This window comes from Streptomyces sp. NPDC036822, from assembly GCF_055609145.1.
Map to the genome: position 1 here is coordinate 246,443 of NZ_JBVJPY010000010.1, position 21,916 is coordinate 268,358.

Sequence of the window (21,916 nt, forward strand, 5' to 3'; positions counted from 1 at the left end):
TATGGACAGCGACACAAGTCCTCTTGGCAAAGCGCGGCGCCGCCGGGAGTGTGACGGCGATACTACGAAGCGTGAGCCACCACCACCACCGGATGTGGGAGTCGTCAATGGCGAAGATCTTGATCGTGACCGGGGACGCGGCGGAGTCGCTGGAGGTGATGTACCCGTACCAGCGGCTGCTCGAAGAGGGGTACGAGGTCCACATCGCCGCGCCGGCGCGGAAACAGCTGCGCTTCGTCGTGCACGACTTCGAGCCGGGCTTCGACACGTACACCGAGAAGCCCGGCTACACCTGGCCCGCCGACCTGGCCTTCTCGGAGGTCGACCCGGGCGAATACGTGGCGGTGGTGATCCCGGGCGGCCGGGCGCCGGAGTACCTCCGCAACGACCCGGAGCTGCGCAAGATCCTGAAGTCCTTCTTCGACGCGGACAAGCCGGTGGCCCAGATCTGCCACGGCCCGCTCCTGACGGCCGCGATCGGCGGTCTGGAGGGCCGCAGGGTGACGGCGTATCCGGCCCTGGAGCTGGACATGCAGGCGGCGGGCGCGAGCTTCCAGGACACCGAGGCGGTCGTCGACGGCACCCTGGTCTCGTCCCGCGCCTGGCCGGACCACCCGACCTGGATGCGCGAGTTCCTGAAGGTCCTGCGCGCCAAGAGCTGAGGCAGGCCGGAGGCGGGGACGGGCCGAGGGCGGGGACGGGCCAAGGGTGCGGACGCCCGGCGGGCGGGGACGGGGCATTTCCAATGCCCTGAAACCGCACCCGGCCCGCCTCCCTCAACCGAAGGCCGGCACGCCGCCCGGCGGGCGGGGACGGGCCGCTTCCGGCGCCCGTCACCGCCCTCCGGACAGGCTTCCCGCCCACCGGACAGGCTCCCCGCCCCGCTTTCCAGGACCACTGCCCCGGCCCTGTACCGGCTCTCCAGGCCGCCCCTGCCCCCGGCCCTACACCAGCTCTTCCGCCACCGCGACCGCCTCCGTGAGGGAGTCGACGACCGGCACGCCCACGGCCTCCAGGCTGGACCGGCTGTGGGACCCGCCGGTGTAGAGCACGGCCCTGGCGCCGACGTGCGCCGCCGCCAGGGCGTCGTCCGCCGCGTCTCCGATGACCACGATCCGCTCCGGCTCGACGCCCTGGAGAGCGGCGAGGTGCCGCACCATGTGTCCGGCCTTGCCCGCCGTGGAGGTGCCGATCCGCCCGTCCACGCGGACGAACCGCTCCTCGATCCCGTGGCTCCGGACCAGCGGCACCAGCTCCGCGTGCGGGGCGAGGGAGAGCAGGGACTGGGTGAACCCCGACGCCTGGCGCGCGGCGAGCAGCTCCGCCGCTCCGGCGGTCAGACCGCAGCCGTCGGCCCGCTGCCAGTAGTGGCGGTGGAAGATGCCGTCCATCAGCGCCCACTCCGTCTCGGTGGGCAGCCGTCCCATCAGCCGTTCGTAGAACTTCGGTACCGGCACCGTGTACAGGTCCCGGTACCGGGCGAGTGTGATCGGCGCGAGGCCCAGCTCGGCGAAGGCCGCGTTCGTCGCGTCGATGACGGCCTGGATGTCGTCGAGCAGCGTGCCGTTCCAGTCCCAGACCAGGTGCTTGCCGCGCCGCTTCGTCCCGTGCTTCCCCATGCGAAGACGGTACCGGCACGCTCCGACAACCGTTCCCGGCCGGGGGGGGGAGGCGGGGTGCGGTGGGGCAGGGGGGGGTCGCGCCTGCGTGCATGGACCGAGGCGGCCCGGTGCACGCCGGCCCGCCGGTACGCGGGACCGGCACGCCCACCGGTACGCCGGACGTCAGCCCAGCAGGCCCGGGATCTCCTGCACGCCGAACCAGAGCAGCTCGTGGTCCTCCGCGCCGTCCACCGTGAACCGGGCGTCGTCGTCGCCCTGGTCGGCCGCGCCCAGCGCGTCGGCGGCCGCCGAGACGTCCGCCTCGGCGTCGTCCGCGTCGGCGTGCACGGCCGCCGCCTTGGCCAGCGGTACGGCTCCGGCGATACGGACCTCGCCGAGGGAGCCGGCGTCCAGTCCGCGGTCGGGGTCGACCACGGCGTCCTTGTCCGGCACGTCGACGGCGACGACGATCCGGCGCCGGGCCGCCGAGGGGTCCCCGGCGATCAGGCGCAGGGAGGCGGCCGCAGCCCGGTTGAGCGCGGCGTACTCCAGCTCCTCGATGTCGTCGGAGACGTACCACTCGCGCAGCACGGGGGTGACGGCATAGGCGGTCAGCGGGCCCGGGCCCAGCTCGCCCGCCTTGTGCGCCTGTGCGAGACCGGGAAGGGTCAGGGGGACGTACACGCGCATGGCTGGCCGCTTTCGTAGTCGGAGGACGCCCTCAGGATACGTGCGGAGTCCCCCTTCGGGGCTGGGGGGCCGCCCCCTCGCCGGTCATCCGCACGCATGCCCCGGCCTCGGCGCCCACAGGCTCCCGCCCCCTCCGACTCACCCGGATAGGTGAATCGCGGAGGGCCCCGCCCCGGCGACCGTGGCGCCTTGCGAGGGCTCGGCGCCTCCCCGTACAAGATCCCCAACAGAAGTTACCGCCCGGTAGACCAGCGGGCGCGAGGGACGGGGACGCCCATGGACAGCACCGCCACCACGACGGCCCGCGCAGCGCGGACCACGCCGCCCGCCACGACCGCCCCGGGCTCTTCGGCGACCGGTCGCACCGCCCCGGCGGGCGCGACCCCCCGCCCCCGGACACCCCGCCCCCGCTCCGCCCCGCGCGGCCCGGCCGGCACCGGCCCCCGAGGCTCCGCCGGGGCCCGCCCCGCCGCCCCGCAGCGCGCCCGCACGGCGCCGCTCGCCCTCCCGCCGCACACCGTCTTCGCCGAGCGTCTCCTCGCCGTCCTCACCGGCGACCGGCCCGTCCACTGGATGCTCGGCCGGACGGTCGGCGCGGCCTACGAGCAGCTGGTCCGGCTGGCCCCGGCCACACCCCTGCGGTCCTGCGGCCCCCGCCCCGTGCTCCGGCGCTGCTCCGTCCACCAGCCGCGGCCGGGGGCCGTCGAGGCGTTCGCGAGCATCGCCGTCGGCGACCGGGTCAGGGCCCTGGCGTTCCGTCTGGAGCGCGGCGCGGACGGCCGCTGGCGCTGCGCCGCCGTCGAGGTGGACGGCCTCGTGGACGGGTCAGGGAACGGACCCGCGAACGGTTACGGGCCGGGCCACGGATGCGGACCGGGCCACGGCCTCCAGCACGGCAACGCCGACGGAGCCGGGAGCGGGAGCGGCCCCCGGAATGGAAACGGCCCAGGGAGCAGCCTCCCGGCCCGCGTGCCCGCCCAGGCCACCCGGACCTGACGAAGGGGCCGGCCACCTCACCAGGTGTCCGGCCCCTTCGCTCCACCGCTGCGGCGACGGCCGTCAGGCCGCCGTCGGTGCTACTTCTTGCGGCGGCGCCCGCCGCTGCTCTTCTGCGCCTTGCGCCGCTCCGCGCGGGTCATGCCGTCACCCGAGGAGGCGCCGTCGGCGATGAAGTCGCCCTCGACGACCGAGCCGTCCCCGTCCACCTTCGGCGCGGAGAAGTGCAGCCGGTCCGGGCGCTGCGGGGCGTCGAGCCCCTTGGCGCGGATCTCCGGACGTCCGGCACCGGCCGGCACCGCGTCCTTCTTGTCCAGCGAGGTCCGGCCGGCCTCGTCCTGCACCGGGACCTCCTCGACCTGCTGCTCGACCTGGACCTCCAGGTTGAACAGGTAGCCGACGGACTCCTCCTTGATGCCCTCCATCATGGCGGTGAACATGTCGAAGCCCTCGCGCTGGTACTCGACCAGCGGGTCCTTCTGGGCCATCGCGCGCAGGCCGATGCCCTCCTGGAGGTAGTCCATCTCGTAGAGGTGCTCACGCCACTTGCGGTCGAGCACGGACAGCACCACCCGGCGCTCCAGCTCACGCATGATGTCCGAGCCGAGCGACTTCTCCCGGGCCGCGTACTGCTCGTGGATGTCGTCCTTGACGGACTCGGCGATGAACTCGGCGGTGATGCCCGCGCGGTCGCCCGCCGCCTCCTCCAGCTCCTCGACCGTGACCTTCACCGGGTACAGCTGCTTGAAGGCGTTCCACAGGCGGTCGAGGTCCCACTCCTCCGCGAAGCCCTCGGCCGTCTCCTGGCGGATGTAGTCGTCGATGGTGTCGTTCATGAAGTGCTGGATCTGCTCGTGCAGGTCCTCGCCTTCCAGGACACGGCGGCGCTCGCCGTAGATGACCTCGCGCTGCCGGTTGAGGACCTCGTCGTACTTCAGGACGTTCTTACGCGTCTCGAAGTTCTGGGTCTCCACCTGCGACTGCGCGGAGGCGATCGCGCGGGTGACCATCTTGTTCTCGATCGGCACGTCGTCCGGAACGTTGGCCATGGCCATGACGCGCTCGACCATCTGCGCCTTGAACAGACGCATCAGGTCGTCGCCGAGGGAGAGGTAGAAGCGGGACTCGCCCGGGTCTCCCTGACGGCCGGAACGGCCGCGCAGCTGGTTGTCGATACGGCGCGACTCGTGGCGCTCGGTGCCCAGGACGTAGAGCCCGCCGAGGGACTTGACCTCCTCGAACTCCGCCTTGACGGCCTTCTCGGCACGCTCCAGGGCGCCGGGAAGGGCCGCGGCCCACTCCTCGACGTGCTCGACCGGGTCCAGGCCCGCCTGGCGCAGCTCGGCCTCGGCGAGGTCGTCCGGGTTGCCGCCGAGCTTGATGTCGGTGCCTCGGCCGGCCATGTTGGTGGCGACCGTGACGGCGCCCTTGCGGCCCGCCTGGGCGACGATCGTCGCCTCACGGTCGTGCTGCTTGGCGTTGAGGACCTCGTGCTGGATGCCCCGCTTGGACAACTGCTGCGAGAGGTACTCGGACTTCTCGACCGACGTCGTGCCGACGAGGATCGGCTGGCCCTTCTCGTGCTTCTCCGCGATGTCGTCGACGACGGCGGCGAACTTGGCGACCTCGGTGCGGTAGATCAGGTCGGACTGGTCCTTGCGGACCATCGGCCTGTTCGTCGGGATCGGGACGACGCCGAGCTTGTAGATCTGGTGGAACTCCGCGGCCTCGGTCATGGCCGTACCGGTCATGCCGGAGAGCTTGTCGTAGAGGCGGAAGAAGTTCTGGAGGGTGATCGTGGCGAGGGTCTGGTTCTCGTCCTTGATGTCCACCCCTTCCTTCGCCTCGATCGCCTGGTGCATGCCCTCGTTGTAGCGGCGGCCGGCGAGGATACGGCCGGTGTGCTCGTCGACGATCATGACCTCGCCGTCGATGACGACGTAGTCCTTGTCCTTCTTGAACAGTTCCTTGGCCTTGATGGCGTTGTTCAGGTAACCGACGAGCGGGGTGTTCACCGACTCGTACAGGTTGTCGATGCCCAGCCAGTCCTCGACCTTGGCGACGCCGGACTCGTGGATGCCGACCGTGCGCTTCTTCTCGTCGACCTCGTAGTCGCCGGTCTCCTCGATGCCCTTCAGCGGGTTGCCGGCCTCGCCGCGGGTCAGGCGGGTGACCAGCTTGGCGAAGTCGCCGTACCACTTCGTGGCCTGGTCGGCCGGGCCGGAGATGATCAGCGGCGTCCGGGCCTCGTCGACCAGGATGGAGTCGACCTCGTCGACGCAGGCGAAGTTGTGGCCGCGCTGGACGAGCTCGTCCTTGGACCACGCCATGTTGTCGCGCAGGTAGTCGAAGCCGAACTCGTTGTTCGTGCCGTACGTGATGTCGCAGGCGTACTGCTCACGGCGCTGGGCCGGCGTCATGTTGGCCAGGATGCAGCCGACGTCCAGGCCGAGGAACTTGTGGACGCGGCCCATCATCTCGGAGTCGCGCTCGGCGAGGTAGTCGTTCACCGTGATCAGGTGCACGCCCTTGCCGGACAGCGCGTTCAGGTACGCCGGGAGGGTGCCGACGAGGGTCTTGCCCTCACCGGTCTTCATCTCGGCGACGTAGCCGAAGTGCAGGGCGGCACCGCCCATCAGCTGCACGTCGTAGTGGCGCTGGCCGAGGACGCGCTTGGCGGCCTCGCGGACGGTCGCGAAGGCCTCGGGGAGCAGGTCGTCGAGGCTCTCGCCGTCGGCGTACCGTTGCTTGTACTCCTCGGTGAGAGCCCGCAACTCGGCGTCGGAGAGGTTGACGAAGTCCTCTTCGATGGAGTTGACCTGGTCCGCGATGCGGTGCAGTTTGCGCAGGATCTTGCCTTCGCCTGCACGCATGAGCTTGTTGAAGACGGACACTGAGGCTGGTCTCCTTGCCGGTCGGGCCTGGCACTGGGTCTTGTCATGACTCGGGCGCGGGCACGGCAGGTGGTCCCCACCGCAACGGCCATCGTAAGCGAGACCGCCGCCGCGCCGGGAGGCCCGCAGGCCCGAAGGGTCACCGCCGCCCGGAAAGACAACGCACCAGAGGCACGGAAGGTGCCGCGGCGACCCGAAAAGTGTTCGCGTCGCGCCCGCCGGGTCACCACAATCCCGTCATGGAGCCGATCACCCTCACCACCCCCCGCCTGGAGCTGCGCGTCTTCGTCCCGGACGACGCGGACGAGGTCCACGCCGCCTGTCAGGACCCGGACATCCAGCGCTGGACGACCGTGCCGTCCCCCTATACGCGGCAGGACGCCGAGTACTTCCTCACGCGCGTGGTCCCCGACGGGTGGCGGGACGACACCGAGTACACCTTCGCCGTACGGCTCCGGGAGGGCGGCCCGGTCCTGGCCGCGGCCGGCCTCCACCACCCGCGCTCCGGCTCCTGGGAGGTCGGCTTCTGGACCGCCAAGGAACACCGCGGCCGCGGCTACATGACGGAGACGGTCCTCGCCCTGGCCCGCTGGGCCTTCACCGAGCTGGCCTGCACCCGGCTCGAGTGGCGCGCCGAGGTGGGCAACACGGGCTCCCGCGCCATCGCGGAGAAGACCGGCTTCACGATCGAGGGCGTGCTCCGCGCCGGCCTGCCGAACAAGGGCACGCTGCGCGACAGCTGGGTCGGCTCGCTCCTCCCGTCCGACCTGGGCCTGCCCGGCACCACGCCCTACCTGCCGGCCCCTCGGACCGAGGACTGACCGCACCCGACCGCTCCCCGGGCCGCAGGGCGACCGCGCCGGGTCGCGGGCCGCGGCACAAGGGCTGCGAGCCACGACCGCGGGCCGCGGGTACGGCCCGGAAGCGCGGGCCGGAAGCGCCGGTTCCCCAGGGGCCGGGGCGGACTGTCAGTGCCTGCCTCTAGGGTGCGGATCATGACGACTGTGCCGCCGCCCGCTGTCGAACTGTCCGCCGACGACGCCCGCCGGATCGCCCTGCGCGCCCAGGGCCTGCTTGGCGCCCCGGACCGCCGTGCCGGTGTGCGGGGCGTCCTGCGCCACCTCGGCCAGGTCCAGCTCGACACGATCTCCGTCCTGGCGCGCTCGCACGAGCTCATCCCGTACGCGCGCCTGGGCGCCGTGGGCCGTACGACGGTCGAGGAGGCGTACTGGAGCGGTGCGGCCGCCGACGGCGCGTCCGGACCGCGCCCCCACGCCTTCGAGTACTGGTCGCACGCCGCCTGCATCCTGCCCATCGAGGAGTGGCCGCTCTTCGCCTTCCGCCGCCGCGCCTACCGCACGCGCCCGCAGTGGTACCACGACCTGCCGGACGGGGCGTACGACGCGGTGATCGCGCAGCTGCGGGCCGAGGGCCCGCAGACCGCGACCGAACTGGGCGGCGCGAAGAACAAGGGCGAGTGGTGGGACTGGTCCGAGTCGAAGATCGCCGTCGAGCGGGCGCTGATGTACGGCGAGGTGGTCTGCACCGAGCGGCGCGGCTGGAAGAGGGTCTACGACCTCGCGGAGCGCGCGATCCCCGTCGACCTGCTCCATGACGACCTCGACGACACCGAGTGCCTGCGGCGGCTGGTACGGCAGGCGGGCGAGGCGCTGGGCGTGGGCACGCGCGCGGACATCGCCGACTACCACCGGATCAAGGGCGAGGCGTTCGACGCCGTGGTCGAGGCCTCCGGGCTCGTGCCGGTCACGGTGGCGGGCTGGGGGAAGCCGGCCTGGGCCGATCCTGCCGCCCTGACGAGCGAGCCGCGCGGGCGGCACCGCACGACGCTCCTCTCCCCCTTCGACTCGCTGATCTGGGAGCGGGCGCGGACGGAGCGGATCTTCGGGTTCACCCACCGCCTCGAGGCGTACGTGCCCAAGCAGAAGCGGGTGCACGGCTATTTCGCGATGCCGCTGCTCTCGGGCGGCCGGCTTCTGGGGCGGGTCGACCCGGCACGTGACGGCGGGACGCTGGTGGCCAAGCAGGTGTCCCTGGACTCTCCGAAGGCCGTCGGAGCGATGGCGAAGGCACTGCGCGAGGCGGCCGAGTGGGTGGGCTGCGACAGCGTGCGGATCGAGCGGGCGGAGAGCGCCGACATGGCCGCGCGCCTCACCGCCGCCCTCGCGTGACCCCGCCTTCCGCGGTCCGCCCCGTCCGGTCGCGCCTCATCTGATCTCGAGGATCTTCTCCCGCATCGCGTAGACGACCGCTTCCATCCGGGAGTGCAGCTGGAGCTTTTCCAGGATGTTGCGGACGTGGTTCTTCACCGTGTTCTCGGAGATGAACAGTTCCTTGGCGATGTCCCGGTTGTTCATTCCGGTCGCCACGAGTTTGAGGACTTCCAACTCGCGGTCGGTCAGCCGGGGCGCGGGAACGAGCCGGCGTTCGTCCGTCCGCTGGATCATCGATTTGAACTCGGTGAGGAGTTTGGAGGCCATCGAAGGGCTGATCTGCGACTGGCCGTCGGCGACCGCGCGAATGGCCGTGGCGACCTCGTCGGTGGAGATCTCCTTCAGGAGATAGCCCGTGGCGCCCGCCTTGATGGCCTCGTAGAGGTCGGCCTCCTCGTCGCTGATCGTCAGCATGATGATCTTCGCGCTGGGGGCGACCTCCTTGATGGAGGTGCAGGCCTCGATCCCACCGCGCTTGGGCATGCGGACGTCCATCAGCACGATGTCGGGCAGCAGGTCCGCCGCCTTGTCGACGGCCTCGGCCCCGTCACCCGCCTCGCCGACGACCTGGATGTCCTCCTCCTGGGCGAGGACGATCTCGAGTCCGCGCCGAAAAAGGGCGTGGTCGTCCACCACGAGAACTCGGATCGGCTCCTTCCGGCATGTCCCGCTGTCCGAATCCGATCCCTCCGTACCGGCCGCACGATCGGGCTCCCGCCCGCTGTGCACCGGCCCGAAGCTGTCCGCCATCGTTCCTCCCCCTGAGGCCGTGGCCTGAAGTCGTGTTCGGTCCTCCAACCGCTGGCCATGAGGCACCGGTTGGCGTGCACGCCATGATTTCATGCCCGGACGTCAGCGCGGTGATCCTGTGGTCGCACGGGGGTGCCCCTGGGGGCGCACGGGGCGCTCCAGGGGCACCATGAGGGACACGTGAGGGTGACGCGCCGCGGCAGATCAGCCGCCGAGGGCACCACCGGCGCCGCCGCCCTCGGCAAGCGGGTCGCTCTCCAGGTGAATGACGCCGTAGTCGTACGCGTGTCGCCGGTAGACGACACTCGGCTGCTTGTTGTCCGAGTCGACGAACAGATAGAAGTCGTGCCCGACCAGCTCCATCTCGTAGAGCGCCTGGTCGAGGGTCATCGGTGCGGCCTTGTGGGTCTTCTCGCGGACCACCAGCGGGCCGTCGCCCTGCACTTCGAGCGAGCCGATCATCTTGGTGGGAACCGCGTCGGACTCCTCGCCCACCAGCTCGCCGTTGCCGTTGAGCTGTGCGACGCCCGGCACCACGTCGCCCACCTCGGCGGCCGAGAGCCTGCCGGTGCCGCGGCGCGTGTGCCGCTTGTCGTGCTGCTTGCGCAGTCGCGCCTCGAGCTTGTCGCTGGCGAGGTCGAGAGCTGCGTACGGGTCGCCTGCCGCCGCTTCCGCCCGGATCACCGGGCCTCGGGAGTGGAGGGTGATCTCCACGCGGTCGGACCGGTCGGCCTGCCGCGGGTTGTGTTCCTTGGACACCTCGACGTCGAGGCTGATCACCTTGCCGTCGAGCTTCTGGATCCTGTCCAGCTTCAGCTTCTCGGCCACGTGCTTGCGGAACCGCTCGGGCACCTCTGTCTTGCGGCCCTTGACGACGATGTCCACGCAGAACTCCGTTCCCGGATCGCCCAGACCGGCACCCTGGCCGCTGGGCCTCTCCCTTTGCACCAGACTCCGATGTTCACCGGAGTCTCGGACTTGGCGACTTTCACCTCCTCCTCCCCAGTCGGCAAGATCCCCACCCCACCGACCTGAGGTTAATTCGCCCTGAACTCCCGTCCTCTAGGCGCACCCGTGCATTCCGTGAGGGATGGCCTGCGCCATTCCTCACAACCGAACATAGCTCGTTCGGACGGGTGTCGGCACCCGCTGCGGTCACTTACCTCCGTTCGGGTGTTTCCACCTCTTACCACCTGCAACGATGCGAGTTCCCCGTCAGTTCCTGTTTATTTCGAACGACGACGGAGAAGTGGCGACCACCGCCGCCACCGGCTGTATGGAACCCCTGTCCGCACCGGCGCCGGGTAATCCTGGAATGAACGACCGATGTACGGCACGCAGTGCCCGCGCCGCCTCGGCCAACGAGGCACCGGTGGTCATCAGATCGTCCACCAGGACCACCCGTCCCCGCTCCATGAGCCGCGCTCCGCCCGACCGGGCCTCCAGCGCCCCGGCCAGGTTGGTGAGCCGTGCGCGTGCGTCGAGCCCCGACTGGTCGGCCACCGCACCACGCTGGCGCAGCAGCGGAATCACCCGGGCGGCCCGTCCCGAACGGCGCAGCATTCCCGCCGCGGCCAGCGCGATCCGCCGGGTCGGGTCGTGACCACGCGCCCGCACGGAGCGCCGCGACGAGGGCACCGGTACGAGGAGGAGGGGATCGGCCCCCGAGGCCTCACAGGGGCCGACAGCGGCCGTGACGGCATCCGCCAGCGCCTCGCCCAGGGGCCCTGCCAGGAACAGCGCACCGCGCTCCTTGTGGGCGAGGAGCACGGACCGTACGGCCTCGGCGTACGGCGCCGCCGCGTGTACCGGCGGCAGCCCGGCGGGCTCGGGAAGGGGCCGCACCCGACGGGGACCCGCCCCCGTCAGCTCCGCGCGGCACGGCGGGCACAGCTCCGTACGGGCCCTGCCGCAGCCTCCGCAGGCGACCGGCAGCACCAGCCCGGCGATCTCACGCCACCACCCCCGCATGGCTCCACTGTCCTCCTGCCGGCCCCGGCCGGCCACCCCTGTGGACAACCGGCCGCGGCCCCGCGGAGGAGCGGGTGAACTACCCCGGATAGACGGGCGCGGAGCCCGTCACCTTGGCCAGCCGCTGCCAGTTCGCGCCCGGCACGAGCCGCACGATGCCGTCGTTGCCGGACTCGGCCACGACCGGTGCCCGGTCGTCGTTCGGCGCGGCCACCGCCGACACGCCGTTGAGCCCCGGCAGCAGCGACGAGGACGACGTGGCCCCGTCGGTCTGGATGTAGCGCACCTGCTGGACACCGCCGGCCTCCTTGCCGACCACGACCAGCCGGCTCGGGCCGGCCCACGACACGGCCGTGACGGCCTCCATGTGCGGCGCCACGGGCTGCAGCGCGTCGACCGACACCGTCTGGTTCCCGCCGCCGTCGCGCTCGACCCGCCCGATCTTCAGGGTGGTGCCGTCCTTGCCCTTCAGCAGCAGCGCGACCCGCACCCCGTCCGCCGAGACGCGCAGGGATTCGACCCTGTCCCCGTCCGCCAGCCAGGGGGCACGGACCTCCACGGGCTCACCCTCGCCGTCCGGCACCATCCACAGACGCGGCTTCACCGGATCCCGGTCCGCCACCCACAGATCGCCCCGGCCGTCCCAACTCGGCGCCGAGAGCCGGTCCTCGGGCCGGCCCGCGTTGCTCCGCACCAGCGCCGGACGCAGCTCGTGGTCCGTCAGGATCGACGCCACCCGCAGCTCACGGCCGTCCTTGCCGACCCCGGCCGCCCGGCGCTCGTCACGGTCCACCGCGACCGACCGCAGCGGCATCACGCCGTCGCCGAACGGTCCCAGCGTCCCGTCCTGCTGCTCGTTCGCCTTGTCCCCGACCGGCACGGCCATCAGCTTCCCGGTCGCGTCGACGTAGAACGGGTTCTCCGCCCGCCCCGTGTCCCGGACCGGCGCGTACTCCATCGCCGCCTGCTTGCCCAGGGAGCACAGCTTCCCGCCGTCCGAACCGCGCTGGAGCTCCACCTGCTCCACCCGCACCGACGTCAGGTCGCCGAGCGTGAACAGCAGCTGCGCCGCCATCCGCCGGCACACCACACCGCCCACGTGGTCGGCCTTGCCGTTCAGCGGCACCCTCAGCGTGGACTGGTCGTCCGTCGACAGCGAGGTGACGCCGTCCTTCAACGCCGTCCCGGAGGGGAAGCTCGAGTCGACGGCCGGCTTCAGCCAGTTCGTCGGCCCCTCCAGCAGCGCCCTGACCGTCTGGGTCACCGGGTCCATCCGGGTGACCGGGTCCTGGCGCTGCCGGATGTAGACCGGGTCGGCGACGACCCAGTCCTGTCCCGACGCGAAGTAGTAGGTGTCGACGGAGCGGTAGGTCCGCTGGAAGTCGGCCTCGCTGAGCACCAGACCCGGCGGCAGACCGTCGATCCGCCACTCCTTGCCCTTGCCGTCCGCGGTGGGCTGCTGCACCACGTGGATCGAGTCGCTGAAGTCCGCCGGTCCGACCGGCTTGTAGGCGTGCCGGGCGTCGACGGTGGCGATCTGCCGGCCCTTGATGGGGTACGAACGCCCGGAGCCTCCGGGGTCGGTGACCCGGTCGGCCTGGCCGCGGTCCGGGGCCGTGGTGAGCACGGTGATCCGCTGTTCCGGCTTCCACGCCCGCGCGGCCGGCCTCGTCAGGTACTTCCGCGCCGTGGCGAAGCCGGGGTCGTCACTGGTCATGGCCTCCAGGAAGCCGTCGACGATCTCGGCCGGGTCCGCGTTCTCCCGCGGCTGCACGGCGTACACCCGCACCTGCGAGTCGCCCGGGTCGGAGGCCTTCACGTTCCGTACGTCCCCGCTGTCGGGCATCGTCGCGCAACCGGCCAGCACCAGCGCCCCCGCGAGCGCCACGACCGCCCGCCCGGCTCTGCCACGTCCCCGCCCCGGGTGCTGCCCTCGGGAGTCAGCGCCCACGTGTCCCGTCCTCCCGCTCGGCGTTCGTCGACGCCATCGCCTCACTGCCCTCGGTCTCACCCGCCGTCCGCGGGACCACCCGGGCCCCGCTGCCCGGCAGGGCCGTCGGATCCGCCGTGGGACGCGGCGCCCCGGGCATCCGCGACGGTACGGCCAGCCCCGCACGGTCCCCGGCGGGCTGCGCCGGCACCGACGACAGCCGTGCCCCGTTCTCCCGCGCCCGCCCGGCGGCGGCCTCCTCGCGGTTGCGCCGCGAGTCCTCCGGCTCCAGCGGGATCGGGGAACCGCGCAGCGGCTCGTCCGCCGTGCGCGGCAGCGTCAGCCGGAACTGCGAGCCGCCTCCCGGCTCGCCCCACGCCTGCAGCCAGCCGCCGTGCAGCCGCGCGTCCTCCACCGCGATCGACAGGCCGAGGCCCGTACCGCCGGTGGTCCGCGCGCGTGCCGGGTCGGCCCGCCAGAACCGGTTGAAGACGCGCGTCGCCTCGCCCGGCTTCAGCCCCACGCCGTAGTCCCGCACGGCGACCGCGACGGCCCCGCCGGCGGACGCCAGCTTGACGATCACGTCCCGGCCCTCGCCGTGCTCGACGGCGTTGACCACGAGGTTGCGCAGGACCCGCTCCACGCGGCGGGCGTCCGCCTCGGCCACGACGGGCTGCTCGTCACCGACGACCACGATCCGGCCGCCCTTGCGCTCGGCGAGCGGCTCGGCGCCGCCGATCACCCGCCGCACGACCTGACGCAGGTCTATCGGCTCGGCCTCCAGCGCCGCCGCGCCCGCGTCGAAGCGGCTGATCTCCAGCAGGTCGGCGAGGAGCGACTCGAAGCGGTCCAGCTGGTCGCCGAGCAGCTCGGCCGAGCGGGCGGTGATCGGATCGAAGTCGACCCGCGCCTCGTGGATCACGTCGGCCGCCATCCGCACCGTCGTCAGCGGCGTCCGCAGCTCGTGCGAGACGTCCGAAACGAACCGCCGCTGCATCCGGGAGAGCTCCTCCAGCTGCTGGATCTTGAGCTGGAGGTTCTGCGCCATCTTGTTGAAGGCCTCACCGAGCCGGGCGATGTCGTCCTCGCCGGTGACCTTCATGCGTTCCTGGAGACGGCCCGCCGAGAGCCGCTCGGCGATCCCGGCCGCCATCCGCACGGGGGTGACGATCTGCCGCACCACCAGCCACGCGATGGCGCCGAGAAGCACCACCACGAACAGGCCGGCGGTCGCCAGCGTGCCCTTCACCAGGGTGAGGGAGTCCTCCTCCTGAGTCAGCGGGAAGAGGTAGTACAGCTCGTACTGGGTGCCCTCGGCGTCGTTGAGACGCTTGCCGACCACGAGGCCGGCCTCCGAGGCCTTGCCGTCGGTGTAGTGGATCCGGGCGTACGTCTGGAACGTCCCGGTCCCCTGCGCCACGAAGTGCCGCAGATCGCCGGGGATGCTCGTGGCGGGGTCCACCTCGCCCGAGGCGCGGGCGCCACGGCTCGCGGTGCCCTCCGAGCTCTCCTGGGACAGCGCGACCACGTTGTAGGCGCTCTGGCCACCACTGGCCAGCTGCTCGACCAGCGTGGAACGCCAGGTCAGGGAAGCACCCGCCCGGGCGCCGTCCTGGCCACCCGGCACGGACGGCGTGCTCGCCGCCTTGTCCTGCGCGGCTGAGAACCCGCCGGCGGCCTGGCTCTGGGCCGCCCGCTCCTTGGCGTCGAGCAGGCCGTTACGGACCTGACCGATGACGACCAGGCCGAGGAGCAGGACCACACCCAGCGACATCAACAGGGTGCCCGCGACCACGCGGAGCTGGATGTTCCTGCGCCACAGCCGTACGGCGGGCAACAACGGGCGGCGCACCCAGCGCGAGAACAGCCGGAGCACGGGTCCGCCCGGCGCCCCGCCCTGAAGCAGACGGCCGAATCGCGAGCCCCCCCGTCCCGGTCCGGCAGTCCGCCCCGCCCGGACTCCCGGCTCGCCGGGCTTCGGAGCAGTACTGCCTACGCTCATGTCAGCTCGGCCCCGCCTTGTAGCCGACTCCCCGGACGGTCACCACGATCTCCGGGCGCTCCGGGTCCTTCTCGACCTTCGAGCGCAGCCGCTGCACATGGACGTTCACCAGCCGGGTGTCGGCCGCGTGCCGGTATCCCCACACCTGCTCGAGGAGGACCTCACGGGTGAACACCTGCCACGGCTTACGGGCCAGCGCCACGAGCAGATCGAACTCCAGCGGCGTCAGGGCGATGGACTGCCCGTCCCGCTTCACCGAGTGACCGGCCACGTCGATGACCAGGTCACCGATGGCCAGCTGCTCCGGCGCGGGCTCCTCGGACCGCCGCAGCCGCGCCCGGATACGGGCGACGAGCTCCTTCGGCTTGAACGGCTTGACGATGTAGTCGTCCGCCCCGGACTCGAGACCCACCACCACGTCGACGGTGTCGCTCTTGGCCGTCAGCATCACGATGGGCACGCCGGACTCGGCCCTGATGAGCCGGCACACCTCGATGCCGTCCCTTCCGGGCAGCATCAGGTCCAGCAGCACCAGGTCCGGCTTGGCCTCCCGAAAAGCGGCGAGCGCCTTGTCACCGTCCGCGACGAACGACGGCTCGAACCCTTCACCCCGCAGCACAATCCCGAGCATCTCGGCCAGTGCGGTGTCGTCGTCGACGACAAGAACGCGTCCCTTCATATCGACATCATCCCATTTCCGTATCAGTCCCGAGGCGGCTGGTGAGATACCTCACTGACCTGCGGTGACGTCTGTGATTGCGCGCCGTGAGCTGCCGGTGTCTGTGGGTGTCGACGTCGGACAAGAATGTCACCCCCGTGGCCGCCCAGAACCGTACCCTGCGCGGCAGCCCCCGGCCCATGCCCGAGAAAGGGATCTCCCCACTCGGCCACACGAGTGCCCCCGAGGAGCTCCGCCCGCGTCCCGGGACTCCGGCCGTACGACCCTCCGACAGGTCACCCCGGCCCTCCCACGCCCCACCCCGGCACCCCCTCCCGCCGTCGCCCCGGGCCGCTCGCCGGACTGGGGGAACGACCCCGCTCCCGACGCGGGACATCGCCCTCGTCCCACCCGCCGCCCCCGCGGTTTGTACGCACTGATCAGGCATCCACCCAGTCTGCCCCCGGAGCTCCCGGGAAGAAGGCGGGAAGGAGACCCGGGCCCCGGCCCACGGGCGGGCCCCGCGTGGCACGATGGCTCCCGGCCCCCGCCCGAACAGGCAGGCGGCCGCCGTGCCCCAGCCGGCTCGCCGATCCGGCCCCACGACCATTCCTCGAGGTGGACGACCGTGAACGACACTCCGGGCTGGGCCTCGCCCGGATCTGCTCCCTCCGACGGCCAGGACGGCTCCGGCACGCCCCGGCCCTCCGAGCCCGGCGACGCGAACGGCTCCGCCCCCCAGTGGTCCAAGGAGCAGCCGCCCGCCGGCCAGTGGTCGCCGCCGGCCACCCCGGCACCCGGCCAGGCCCCGACGCCTCCGCCCCACTCCGGCTGGGGCGGCGTCCAGCAGGGAGGCTGGGGCAAGCCCCCGGCCGCCAAGCCCGGCGTGATCCCGCTGCGACCCCTCGGCATGGGCGAGATCCTCGACGGCTCCGTCTCGACCCTGCGCCGCTACTGGCGCACGGTCCTGACGATCTCGGTCACGGTCGCGGTGATCTCCCAGGTCGTCGACATCCTCGCCCAGCGCTATCTCGTCCCGCCGCCGGCCGACATCAACCCGGACGCCAGCCCCGCCGAGCAGCTCGACCAGGCCCTGGACTCCTTCCAGTCCAGCCTGCTCGCCCTGGGGCCGGCGCTTCTCATCGCCCTGATGGCCACCCTCGTCAGCGCCGCGCTCCTCACCATCGTCATCAGCCGCGCGGTCCTGGGCCACCCGGTCACGGTCGGCACCGCCTGGCGCGAGGCCCGCCCCCGCCTGCTCGCGATGCTCGGTCTGACGCTGCTCCTGCCTCTGATGAGCGTGGCCATCATGTCCGTCGGCCTCCTGCCCGGCCTCCTCGTCGGCGACGCCCCCGGTGTCGCGCTGGCCGTCCTCGGCGGTCTGGCCGCGTTCGTCGTCACCGTCTGGCTGATGGTCCGCTTCAGCCTCTCGTCTCCCGCCCTGATGCTGGAACGACAGGGCATCGTCCGCTCGCTGAAGCGCTCGGCCAAGCTCGTCCAGGGCGCCTGGTGGCGGATCTTCGGCATCACGCTGCTGACCCAGCTGCTGATCTTCTTCGTCTCGATGATCATCATGGTCCCGTTCGCCGTCATCGCGATCATCGCCGACGGCACGAGCATGTCCGACATGGTCTCCGACTCGACCCCCGAGTTCGGCTGGGGCTACCTCATCGTGATGGGCATCGCCGGAGTGATCACCAGCGCGATCACCTACCCCATCTCCGCGGGCGTCACCGCCCTCCTCTATGTCGACCAGCGCATCCGCCGCGAGGCGCTCGACCTCGAACTCGCCCGGGCCGCCGGCCTCCCCGGCTACGGCCCCGCCCCGGGCGCCGGCGCATCCGGGAGCTGACGGGGTGAAGGCCACGGGGGGCACGATCACGGCGCGACCGCCGATCCGCGACGATGTACCGGTGGACGTCCCACGCATCCCCGCCCGCGAGGCGGCGGAGCGGGAACTGTCCAAGCCGATGTACCACGAGAACGATCCCAACCTGCTCCAACGCGCTCTCGACCGCTTCTGGGAGTGGGTCGGCGACCTTCTCGACACGGCCTCCGGCGCCACGCCCGGAGGCCTGCTGGGCCTCCTCGCGATCGCCCTCGTCGTGATCGCCGTGATCGGCGCCCTGTGGTGGCGGCTCGGCATCCCCCAACGCACCTCCGCCACCGGCGACTCCCTGTTCGCCGAGGGCCCCCGTACGGCCCGGGAGCATCGCGCGGCCGCCGCCCGGCACGCCTCGGCCGGCCGCTGGAACCAGGCGGTCCAGGAGCGGATGCGGGCCATCGTCCGCTCACTGGAGGAGCGCACCGTCCTCGACCCCCGTCCCGGCCGCACCGCCGACGAGGCTGCCGCCGAGGCGGGCCGCTCCCTGCCCGCCCACGCGGACGAACTCCGCGCCGCCGCCCGCACCTTCGACGACGTCACGTACGGCGGCCGCACGGCCGACGAGAGCGCGTACCGCCGCGTCGAGGAGCTGGACACGTCCCTGGAACGAGCCCGGCCCGCACTCGACACCTCCGCCACGGGGGCGCCCGCATGAACCGACCGCCCACCAGCCCCACGTCGTCCTCGCTCGCCCCCCGGCAGATCTGGACGCGCGCCCGCGGGATCCTCCTCGTCCTGGGTCTGATCCTCATCGGCGGCATCATCCTCGCGACGATGCGCTCCACCGACCACCACGGCCACCTGGATCCCCGCTCCGTCGACCCGAACGGCAGCCGGGCCGTCGCCGAGCTCCTCAAGGCCCAGGGCGTCACCCTGCGCGTGGCCACCACCCTCGACGAGGCCACCGCCACGGCCGACGCGAACACCACCCTCCTGGTCACCACACCGGACCTGCTGACCGGCCATCAGCAGACCACCCTGCGAACCACCATGGGCGCCGCCTCCGGCGGCCGCACCGTCCTCCTCGGCGCCGGCGAATCCTCCCTCGGCACCCTCGCCCCGGGCGTCACCTCCGCACCCAGCATGTCCGTCGCCGCCCTCGACCCGGAGTGCTCCCTGCCGGCCGCCGCCCGCGCCGGCAGCGTCGACATCGGCGGCGAACGGTACGTCACCGGCGAACACGCCGAGACCTGCTACCCCGCCGACGGGCTGCCCACCCTGGTCCTCCTCAAGGACTCCACGGCCGGCGACACCATCCTGCTCGGCTCCCCCGACATCCTCTACAACGACCGTCTCGACAAGCAGGGCAACGCCTCGCTCGCCCTGCAGCTCCTCGGTTCCCGCCCTCATCTCGTCTGGTACCTCCCCTCCCTCACCGATGCTTCCGCCACCGAGGGCGACCCCGACGGCACGTCCGACGACGGCGCCGCCGAAGATTTCCTCTCGCTCGTCCCCTCGGGCTGGCTGTGGGGCACCCTGCAACTCGCCGTCGCCGCCCTCCTCGCCGCCCTCTGGCGCGGCCGGCGCCTCGGCCCGCTGGTGACCGAACGGCTCCCGGTCGCCATCCGCGCCTCCGAGGCCACCGAGGGCCGCGCCCGCCTCTACCGCAAGGCGAACGCCCGCGACCGCGCCGCCTCCGTGCTGCGCACCGCGACCCGCACCCGGATCGCCCCCCTCGTCGGCGTCCCCGCACAGGACGCCCACTCCCCCGAGACCCTGCTCCCCGCGTTCTCCGCCCGCGTCCCCGAGACCGCCGGAGACCCCCGGGACCTTCTCTTCGGCCCGTCTCCCGCCGACGACGCCGCTCTCATCCGCCTGGCGGACCGCCTCGACGCCCTCGAAAGAGAGGTACGCACCTCATGAGCGCCCCGACCCCCGCGACCCCTACGGACTCGGACAGCGCCCGGGCCTCCCTGGAGGCCCTGCGCACCGAGATCGCGAAGGCCGTGGTCGGCCAGGACCCCGCCGTCACCGGACTGGTCGTCGCCCTTCTCTGCCGGGGGCACGTCCTGCTCGAAGGAGTCCCCGGCGTCGCCAAGACGCTGCTGGTCCGCGCGCTCGCCGCCGCCCTCGAACTCGACACCAAGCGCGTCCAGTTCACCCCGGACCTGATGCCGAGCGACGTCACCGGCTCGCTGGTCTACGACGCCCGGACCGCCGAGTTCTCCTTCCAGCCGGGCCCGGTCTTCACCAACCTGCTGCTCGCCGACGAGATCAACCGCACGCCCCCCAAGACCCAGTCCTCCCTCCTGGAGGCCATGGAGGAGCGCCAGGTCACCGTCGACGGCACCCCTCGCCCCCTGCCCGACCCGTTCCTGGTCGCCGCGACCCAGAACCCGGTCGAGTACGAGGGCACCTACCCCCTGCCCGAGGCACAGCTCGACCGCTTCCTGCTCAAGCTCACGGTCCCGCTGCCCTCTCGCGCGGACGAGATCAGTGTCCTGACCCGGCACGCCGACGGCTTCAACCCCCGCGACCTCCAAGCGGCCGGTGTCCGCCCGGTCGCCGGTCCCGCCGAGCTGGAAGCCGCTCGCGCCGCCGTCGCCAAGACCGCCGTCTCACCCGAGATCGCCGGCTATGTCGTCGATATCTGTCGTGCCACGCGTGAATCCCCCTCACTGACCCTGGGCGCCTCTCCCCGAGGCGCCACCGCCCTGCTCTCCACCGCCCGCGCCTGGGCCTGGCTCACCGGCCGGGACTACGTCACCCCGGACGACGTGAAGGCCCTCGCTCTCCCCACCCTGCGCCATCGCGTGCAACTGCGGCCCGAGGCCGAGATGGAGGGAGTCACCGCCGACTCCGTCATCAACTCGATCCTCGCCCACGTCCCCGTACCCCGCTGAGAACGGCGCCCCATGGCCCTCACCGGACGAACCGCGCTGCTCGCCGCCCTCGGATCACTTCCCGTCGGCATCCTCGCCCCCAGCTGGACGGGGATGCTCGCCGTGAACGCGCCCCTCTCACTCGCAATTCTGTGCGACTACGCGATGGCCGCGCCAGTGCGAAGCCTGCGATTCACCCGAAGCGGTGACACAACAGTTCGACTGGGTGACGAGGTAGAGGTGCACCTGACCGTCACCAACGCCTCCCGCCGCCGCCTGCGGGCACAGCTCCGTGACGCCTGGCCGCCCAGCTCCTGGCTTCCTGGTGCCGAGCAGGGCAGGTCCCGTACGCGCCTGACGGTCCCTGCGGGAGAGCGCCGCCGTGTCACGACGACGCTGCGGCCTTCCCGCCGCGGCGATCGCCGCGCGGAGCGGGTCACAGTACGTTCCTTCGGGCCCCTGGGCCTGGCCGCCCGCCAGGGCAACCATGCGGTGCCATGGGCCGTCCGCGTCCTGCCGCCGTTCACGAGCCGGAAGCACCTGCCGTCACGGCTGGCCAGGCTCCGTGAGCTCGACGGCCGCACCAGCGTCCTCACCCGCGGGGAGGGCACCGAGTTCGACAGCCTCCGCGAATACGTCCCCGGCGACGACACGCGTTCCATCGACTGGCGTGCCACGGCCCGCCAGACCGCGGTCGCGGTACGCACCTGGCGCCCGGAGCGGGATCGTCACATCCTGATCGTCCTCGACACGGGCCGTACCTCGGCCGGCCGCGTCGGTGACGTGCCGCGTCTCGACGCCGCGATGGACGCGTCCCTACTCCTCACCGCGCTGGCGTCCCGCGCCGGTGACCGGGTCGATCTCCTCGCCTTCGACCGCCGCCTCCGCGCCCAGGTGCAGGGCCGTTCGGCAAAGGACGTCCTCCCCGCCATGGTCAACGCCTTGGCCCCGCTGGAGCCCGAACTCGTGGAATCGGACGCCCGAGCGCTCGCGGCGACGGCCCTAGCCCGTGCACCGCGCAGGTCGCTCCTCGTCCTTCTGACCAGTCTTGACGCGGCTCCGATCGAAGAGGGCCTCCTCCCGGTCCTGCCGCAGCTCACCCAGCGCCACACGGTCCTGGTGGCGTCCGTCGCCGATCCGCACACCGCCCGCATGGCCACGAGCCGCGGCACGGTCGACGGGGTCTACCAGGCCGCCGCGGCGACGCAGGCCCAGGCTCAACGTCACCGTACGGCGGACCAGCTCCGCCGCCACGGCGTCACGGTCGTGGACGCGCCGCCGGAGGACCTCGCGCCGGCCCTGGCGGACGCATATCTGGCTCTGAAGGCCGCCGGCCGTCTTTGACCGAAGCATTGTGTGGGCTCTTCCGGGAGTCCACACCGCAATGGCCCCTGAACGCAGAAAAGCCCCGCACCATAAGGTGCGGGGCTTTCCCACAATGATTGTTCGGCGGCGTCCTACTCTCCCACAGGGTCCCCCCTGCAGT

Annotated in this window: 18 protein-coding genes; 9 read left to right on the forward strand and 9 right to left on the reverse strand. The window is 72.1% G+C overall.

Annotated features, from left to right (window positions below; genetic code table 11):
* Positions 1 to 107 precede the first annotated feature (107 nt).
* On the forward strand, positions 108 to 662 hold the full coding sequence (locus tag ACZ68P_RS23480; protein WP_471009190.1) for a DJ-1/PfpI family protein: 555 nt from the start codon (positions 108 to 110) through the stop codon (positions 660 to 662).
* Positions 663 to 944: 282 nt separating this feature from the next.
* Here the strand turns inward: ACZ68P_RS23480 and ACZ68P_RS23485 are convergent, their stop codons facing one another.
* Together ACZ68P_RS23485 and ACZ68P_RS23490 are read right to left on the reverse strand one after the other, a co-directional pair.
* The gene (locus ACZ68P_RS23485; RefSeq protein WP_471009191.1) at positions 945 to 1,619 is read right to left on the reverse strand and encodes an HAD family hydrolase; all 675 of its coding nucleotides are present in this window, start codon (positions 1,617 to 1,619) and stop codon (positions 945 to 947) included.
* A gap of 165 nt (positions 1,620 to 1,784) precedes the next feature.
* Complete coding sequence (locus ACZ68P_RS23490; protein WP_471009193.1) at positions 1,785 to 2,291, reverse strand: DUF6912 family protein; 507 nt, start codon at positions 2,289 to 2,291, stop codon at positions 1,785 to 1,787.
* A 276-nt stretch (positions 2,292 to 2,567) separates the two neighbouring features.
* Here ACZ68P_RS23490 and ACZ68P_RS23495 point away from each other — a divergent pair, with 276 nt between their 5' ends.
* A complete protein-coding gene (locus ACZ68P_RS23495) occupies positions 2,568 to 3,287 on the forward strand; it encodes an Rv3235 family protein (protein ID WP_471009194.1) in 720 nt (239 codons plus the stop codon).
* Between the two features lie 80 nt (positions 3,288 to 3,367).
* Here ACZ68P_RS23495 and secA read toward each other — a convergent pair whose 3' ends face one another.
* On the reverse strand, positions 3,368 to 6,181 hold the full coding sequence (gene secA / locus ACZ68P_RS23500) for a preprotein translocase subunit SecA (RefSeq protein ID WP_471009197.1): 2,814 nt from the start codon (positions 6,179 to 6,181) through the stop codon (positions 3,368 to 3,370).
* Between the two features lie 239 nt (positions 6,182 to 6,420).
* Between secA and ACZ68P_RS23505 the strand changes: the two genes are divergently transcribed.
* A complete protein-coding gene (locus ACZ68P_RS23505) occupies positions 6,421 to 7,002 on the forward strand; it encodes a GNAT family N-acetyltransferase (protein ID WP_471009199.1) in 582 nt (193 codons plus the stop codon).
* 174 nt (positions 7,003 to 7,176) lie between these two features.
* A complete protein-coding gene (locus tag ACZ68P_RS23510) occupies positions 7,177 to 8,370 on the forward strand; it encodes a winged helix-turn-helix domain-containing protein (RefSeq protein ID WP_471009201.1) in 1,194 nt (397 codons plus the stop codon).
* A gap of 36 nt (positions 8,371 to 8,406) precedes the next feature.
* Here ACZ68P_RS23510 and ACZ68P_RS23515 read toward each other — a convergent pair whose 3' ends face one another.
* The 6 genes from ACZ68P_RS23515 to mtrA all read right to left on the reverse strand — a co-directional run bounded on the left by ACZ68P_RS23515 (position 8,407) and on the right by mtrA (position 15,744).
* Entirely contained in the window at positions 8,407 to 9,162 is a 756-nt protein-coding gene (locus ACZ68P_RS23515) for a response regulator (RefSeq protein WP_471009202.1), read from the reverse strand.
* Between the two features lie 204 nt (positions 9,163 to 9,366).
* Positions 9,367 to 10,047, reverse strand: coding sequence for a ribosome hibernation-promoting factor, HPF/YfiA family (hpf, locus tag ACZ68P_RS23520; protein ID WP_365715412.1), 681 nt, complete (start codon positions 10,045 to 10,047; stop codon positions 9,367 to 9,369).
* 330 nt (positions 10,048 to 10,377) lie between these two features.
* Positions 10,378 to 11,133, reverse strand: a complete 756-nt coding sequence (locus ACZ68P_RS23525; RefSeq protein WP_471009204.1) for a ComF family protein — start codon at positions 11,131 to 11,133, stop codon at positions 10,378 to 10,380.
* Between the two features lie 79 nt (positions 11,134 to 11,212).
* The gene (locus ACZ68P_RS23530) at positions 11,213 to 13,084 is read right to left on the reverse strand and encodes an LpqB family beta-propeller domain-containing protein (protein ID WP_471009206.1); all 1,872 of its coding nucleotides are present in this window, start codon (positions 13,082 to 13,084) and stop codon (positions 11,213 to 11,215) included.
* Entirely contained in the window at positions 13,074 to 15,065 is a 1,992-nt protein-coding gene (gene mtrB / locus ACZ68P_RS23535) for an MtrAB system histidine kinase MtrB (RefSeq protein ID WP_471009207.1), read from the reverse strand. The genes ACZ68P_RS23530 and mtrB overlap by 11 nt, the downstream gene beginning before the upstream one ends.
* Before the next feature lies 1 nt (position 15,066).
* On the reverse strand, positions 15,067 to 15,744 hold the full coding sequence (mtrA, locus tag ACZ68P_RS23540; protein ID WP_009333493.1) for a two-component system response regulator MtrA: 678 nt from the start codon (positions 15,742 to 15,744) through the stop codon (positions 15,067 to 15,069).
* 607 nt (positions 15,745 to 16,351) lie between these two features.
* Here mtrA and ACZ68P_RS23545 point away from each other — a divergent pair.
* Genes ACZ68P_RS23545 through ACZ68P_RS23565 form a run of 5 tightly spaced genes read left to right on the forward strand, consistent with a single transcriptional unit; the run spans position 16,352 to position 21,774 of the window.
* Positions 16,352 to 17,575: a DUF7847 domain-containing protein gene (locus ACZ68P_RS23545; RefSeq protein ID WP_471009210.1), complete on the forward strand. Its 1,224-nt coding sequence runs from the start codon at positions 16,352 to 16,354 to the stop codon at positions 17,573 to 17,575.
* 4 nt (positions 17,576 to 17,579) lie between these two features.
* Entirely contained in the window at positions 17,580 to 18,263 is a 684-nt protein-coding gene (locus tag ACZ68P_RS23550) for a DUF4129 domain-containing protein (RefSeq protein WP_471009213.1), read from the forward strand.
* Positions 18,260 to 19,471: a DUF4350 domain-containing protein gene (locus ACZ68P_RS23555; protein ID WP_471009216.1), complete on the forward strand. Its 1,212-nt coding sequence runs from the start codon at positions 18,260 to 18,262 to the stop codon at positions 19,469 to 19,471. The genes ACZ68P_RS23550 and ACZ68P_RS23555 overlap by 4 nt, the downstream gene beginning before the upstream one ends.
* Positions 19,468 to 20,451: an AAA family ATPase gene (locus ACZ68P_RS23560; RefSeq protein ID WP_471009220.1), complete on the forward strand. Its 984-nt coding sequence runs from the start codon at positions 19,468 to 19,470 to the stop codon at positions 20,449 to 20,451. The genes ACZ68P_RS23555 and ACZ68P_RS23560 overlap by 4 nt, the downstream gene beginning before the upstream one ends.
* 12 nt (positions 20,452 to 20,463) lie before the next feature.
* Positions 20,464 to 21,774, forward strand: a complete 1,311-nt coding sequence (locus tag ACZ68P_RS23565; protein ID WP_471009222.1) for a DUF58 domain-containing protein — start codon at positions 20,464 to 20,466, stop codon at positions 21,772 to 21,774.
* Positions 21,775 to 21,916: the final 142 nt, after the last annotated feature.

Excerpts from the sequence above, each read along its gene's own strand:
- ACZ68P_RS23565 (WP_471009222.1), top strand. The coding sequence starts at position 20,464 with ATGGCCCTCACCGGACGAACCGCGCTGCTCGCCGCCCTCGGATCACTT.
- ACZ68P_RS23505 (WP_471009199.1), top strand. The coding sequence starts at position 6,421 with ATGGAGCCGATCACCCTCACCACCCCCCGCCTGGAGCTGCGCGTCTTC.
- ACZ68P_RS23560 (WP_471009220.1), top strand. The coding sequence starts at position 19,468 with ATGAGCGCCCCGACCCCCGCGACCCCTACGGACTCGGACAGCGCCCGG.
- ACZ68P_RS23555 (WP_471009216.1), top strand. The coding sequence starts at position 18,260 with ATGAACCGACCGCCCACCAGCCCCACGTCGTCCTCGCTCGCCCCCCGG.
- ACZ68P_RS23525 (WP_471009204.1), bottom strand. The coding sequence starts at position 11,133 with ATGCGGGGGTGGTGGCGTGAGATCGCCGGGCTGGTGCTGCCGGTCGCC.
- ACZ68P_RS23510 (WP_471009201.1), top strand. The coding sequence starts at position 7,177 with ATGACGACTGTGCCGCCGCCCGCTGTCGAACTGTCCGCCGACGACGCC.
- ACZ68P_RS23490 (WP_471009193.1), bottom strand. The coding sequence starts at position 2,291 with ATGCGCGTGTACGTCCCCCTGACCCTTCCCGGTCTCGCACAGGCGCAC.
- ACZ68P_RS23480 (WP_471009190.1), top strand. The coding sequence starts at position 108 with ATGGCGAAGATCTTGATCGTGACCGGGGACGCGGCGGAGTCGCTGGAG.
- mtrB (WP_471009207.1), bottom strand. The coding sequence starts at position 15,065 with ATGAGCGTAGGCAGTACTGCTCCGAAGCCCGGCGAGCCGGGAGTCCGG.
- mtrA (WP_009333493.1), bottom strand. The coding sequence starts at position 15,744 with ATGAAGGGACGCGTTCTTGTCGTCGACGACGACACCGCACTGGCCGAG.
- ACZ68P_RS23485 (WP_471009191.1), bottom strand. The coding sequence starts at position 1,619 with ATGGGGAAGCACGGGACGAAGCGGCGCGGCAAGCACCTGGTCTGGGAC.
- ACZ68P_RS23495 (WP_471009194.1), top strand. The coding sequence starts at position 2,568 with ATGGACAGCACCGCCACCACGACGGCCCGCGCAGCGCGGACCACGCCG.
- ACZ68P_RS23515 (WP_471009202.1), bottom strand. The coding sequence starts at position 9,162 with ATGGCGGACAGCTTCGGGCCGGTGCACAGCGGGCGGGAGCCCGATCGT.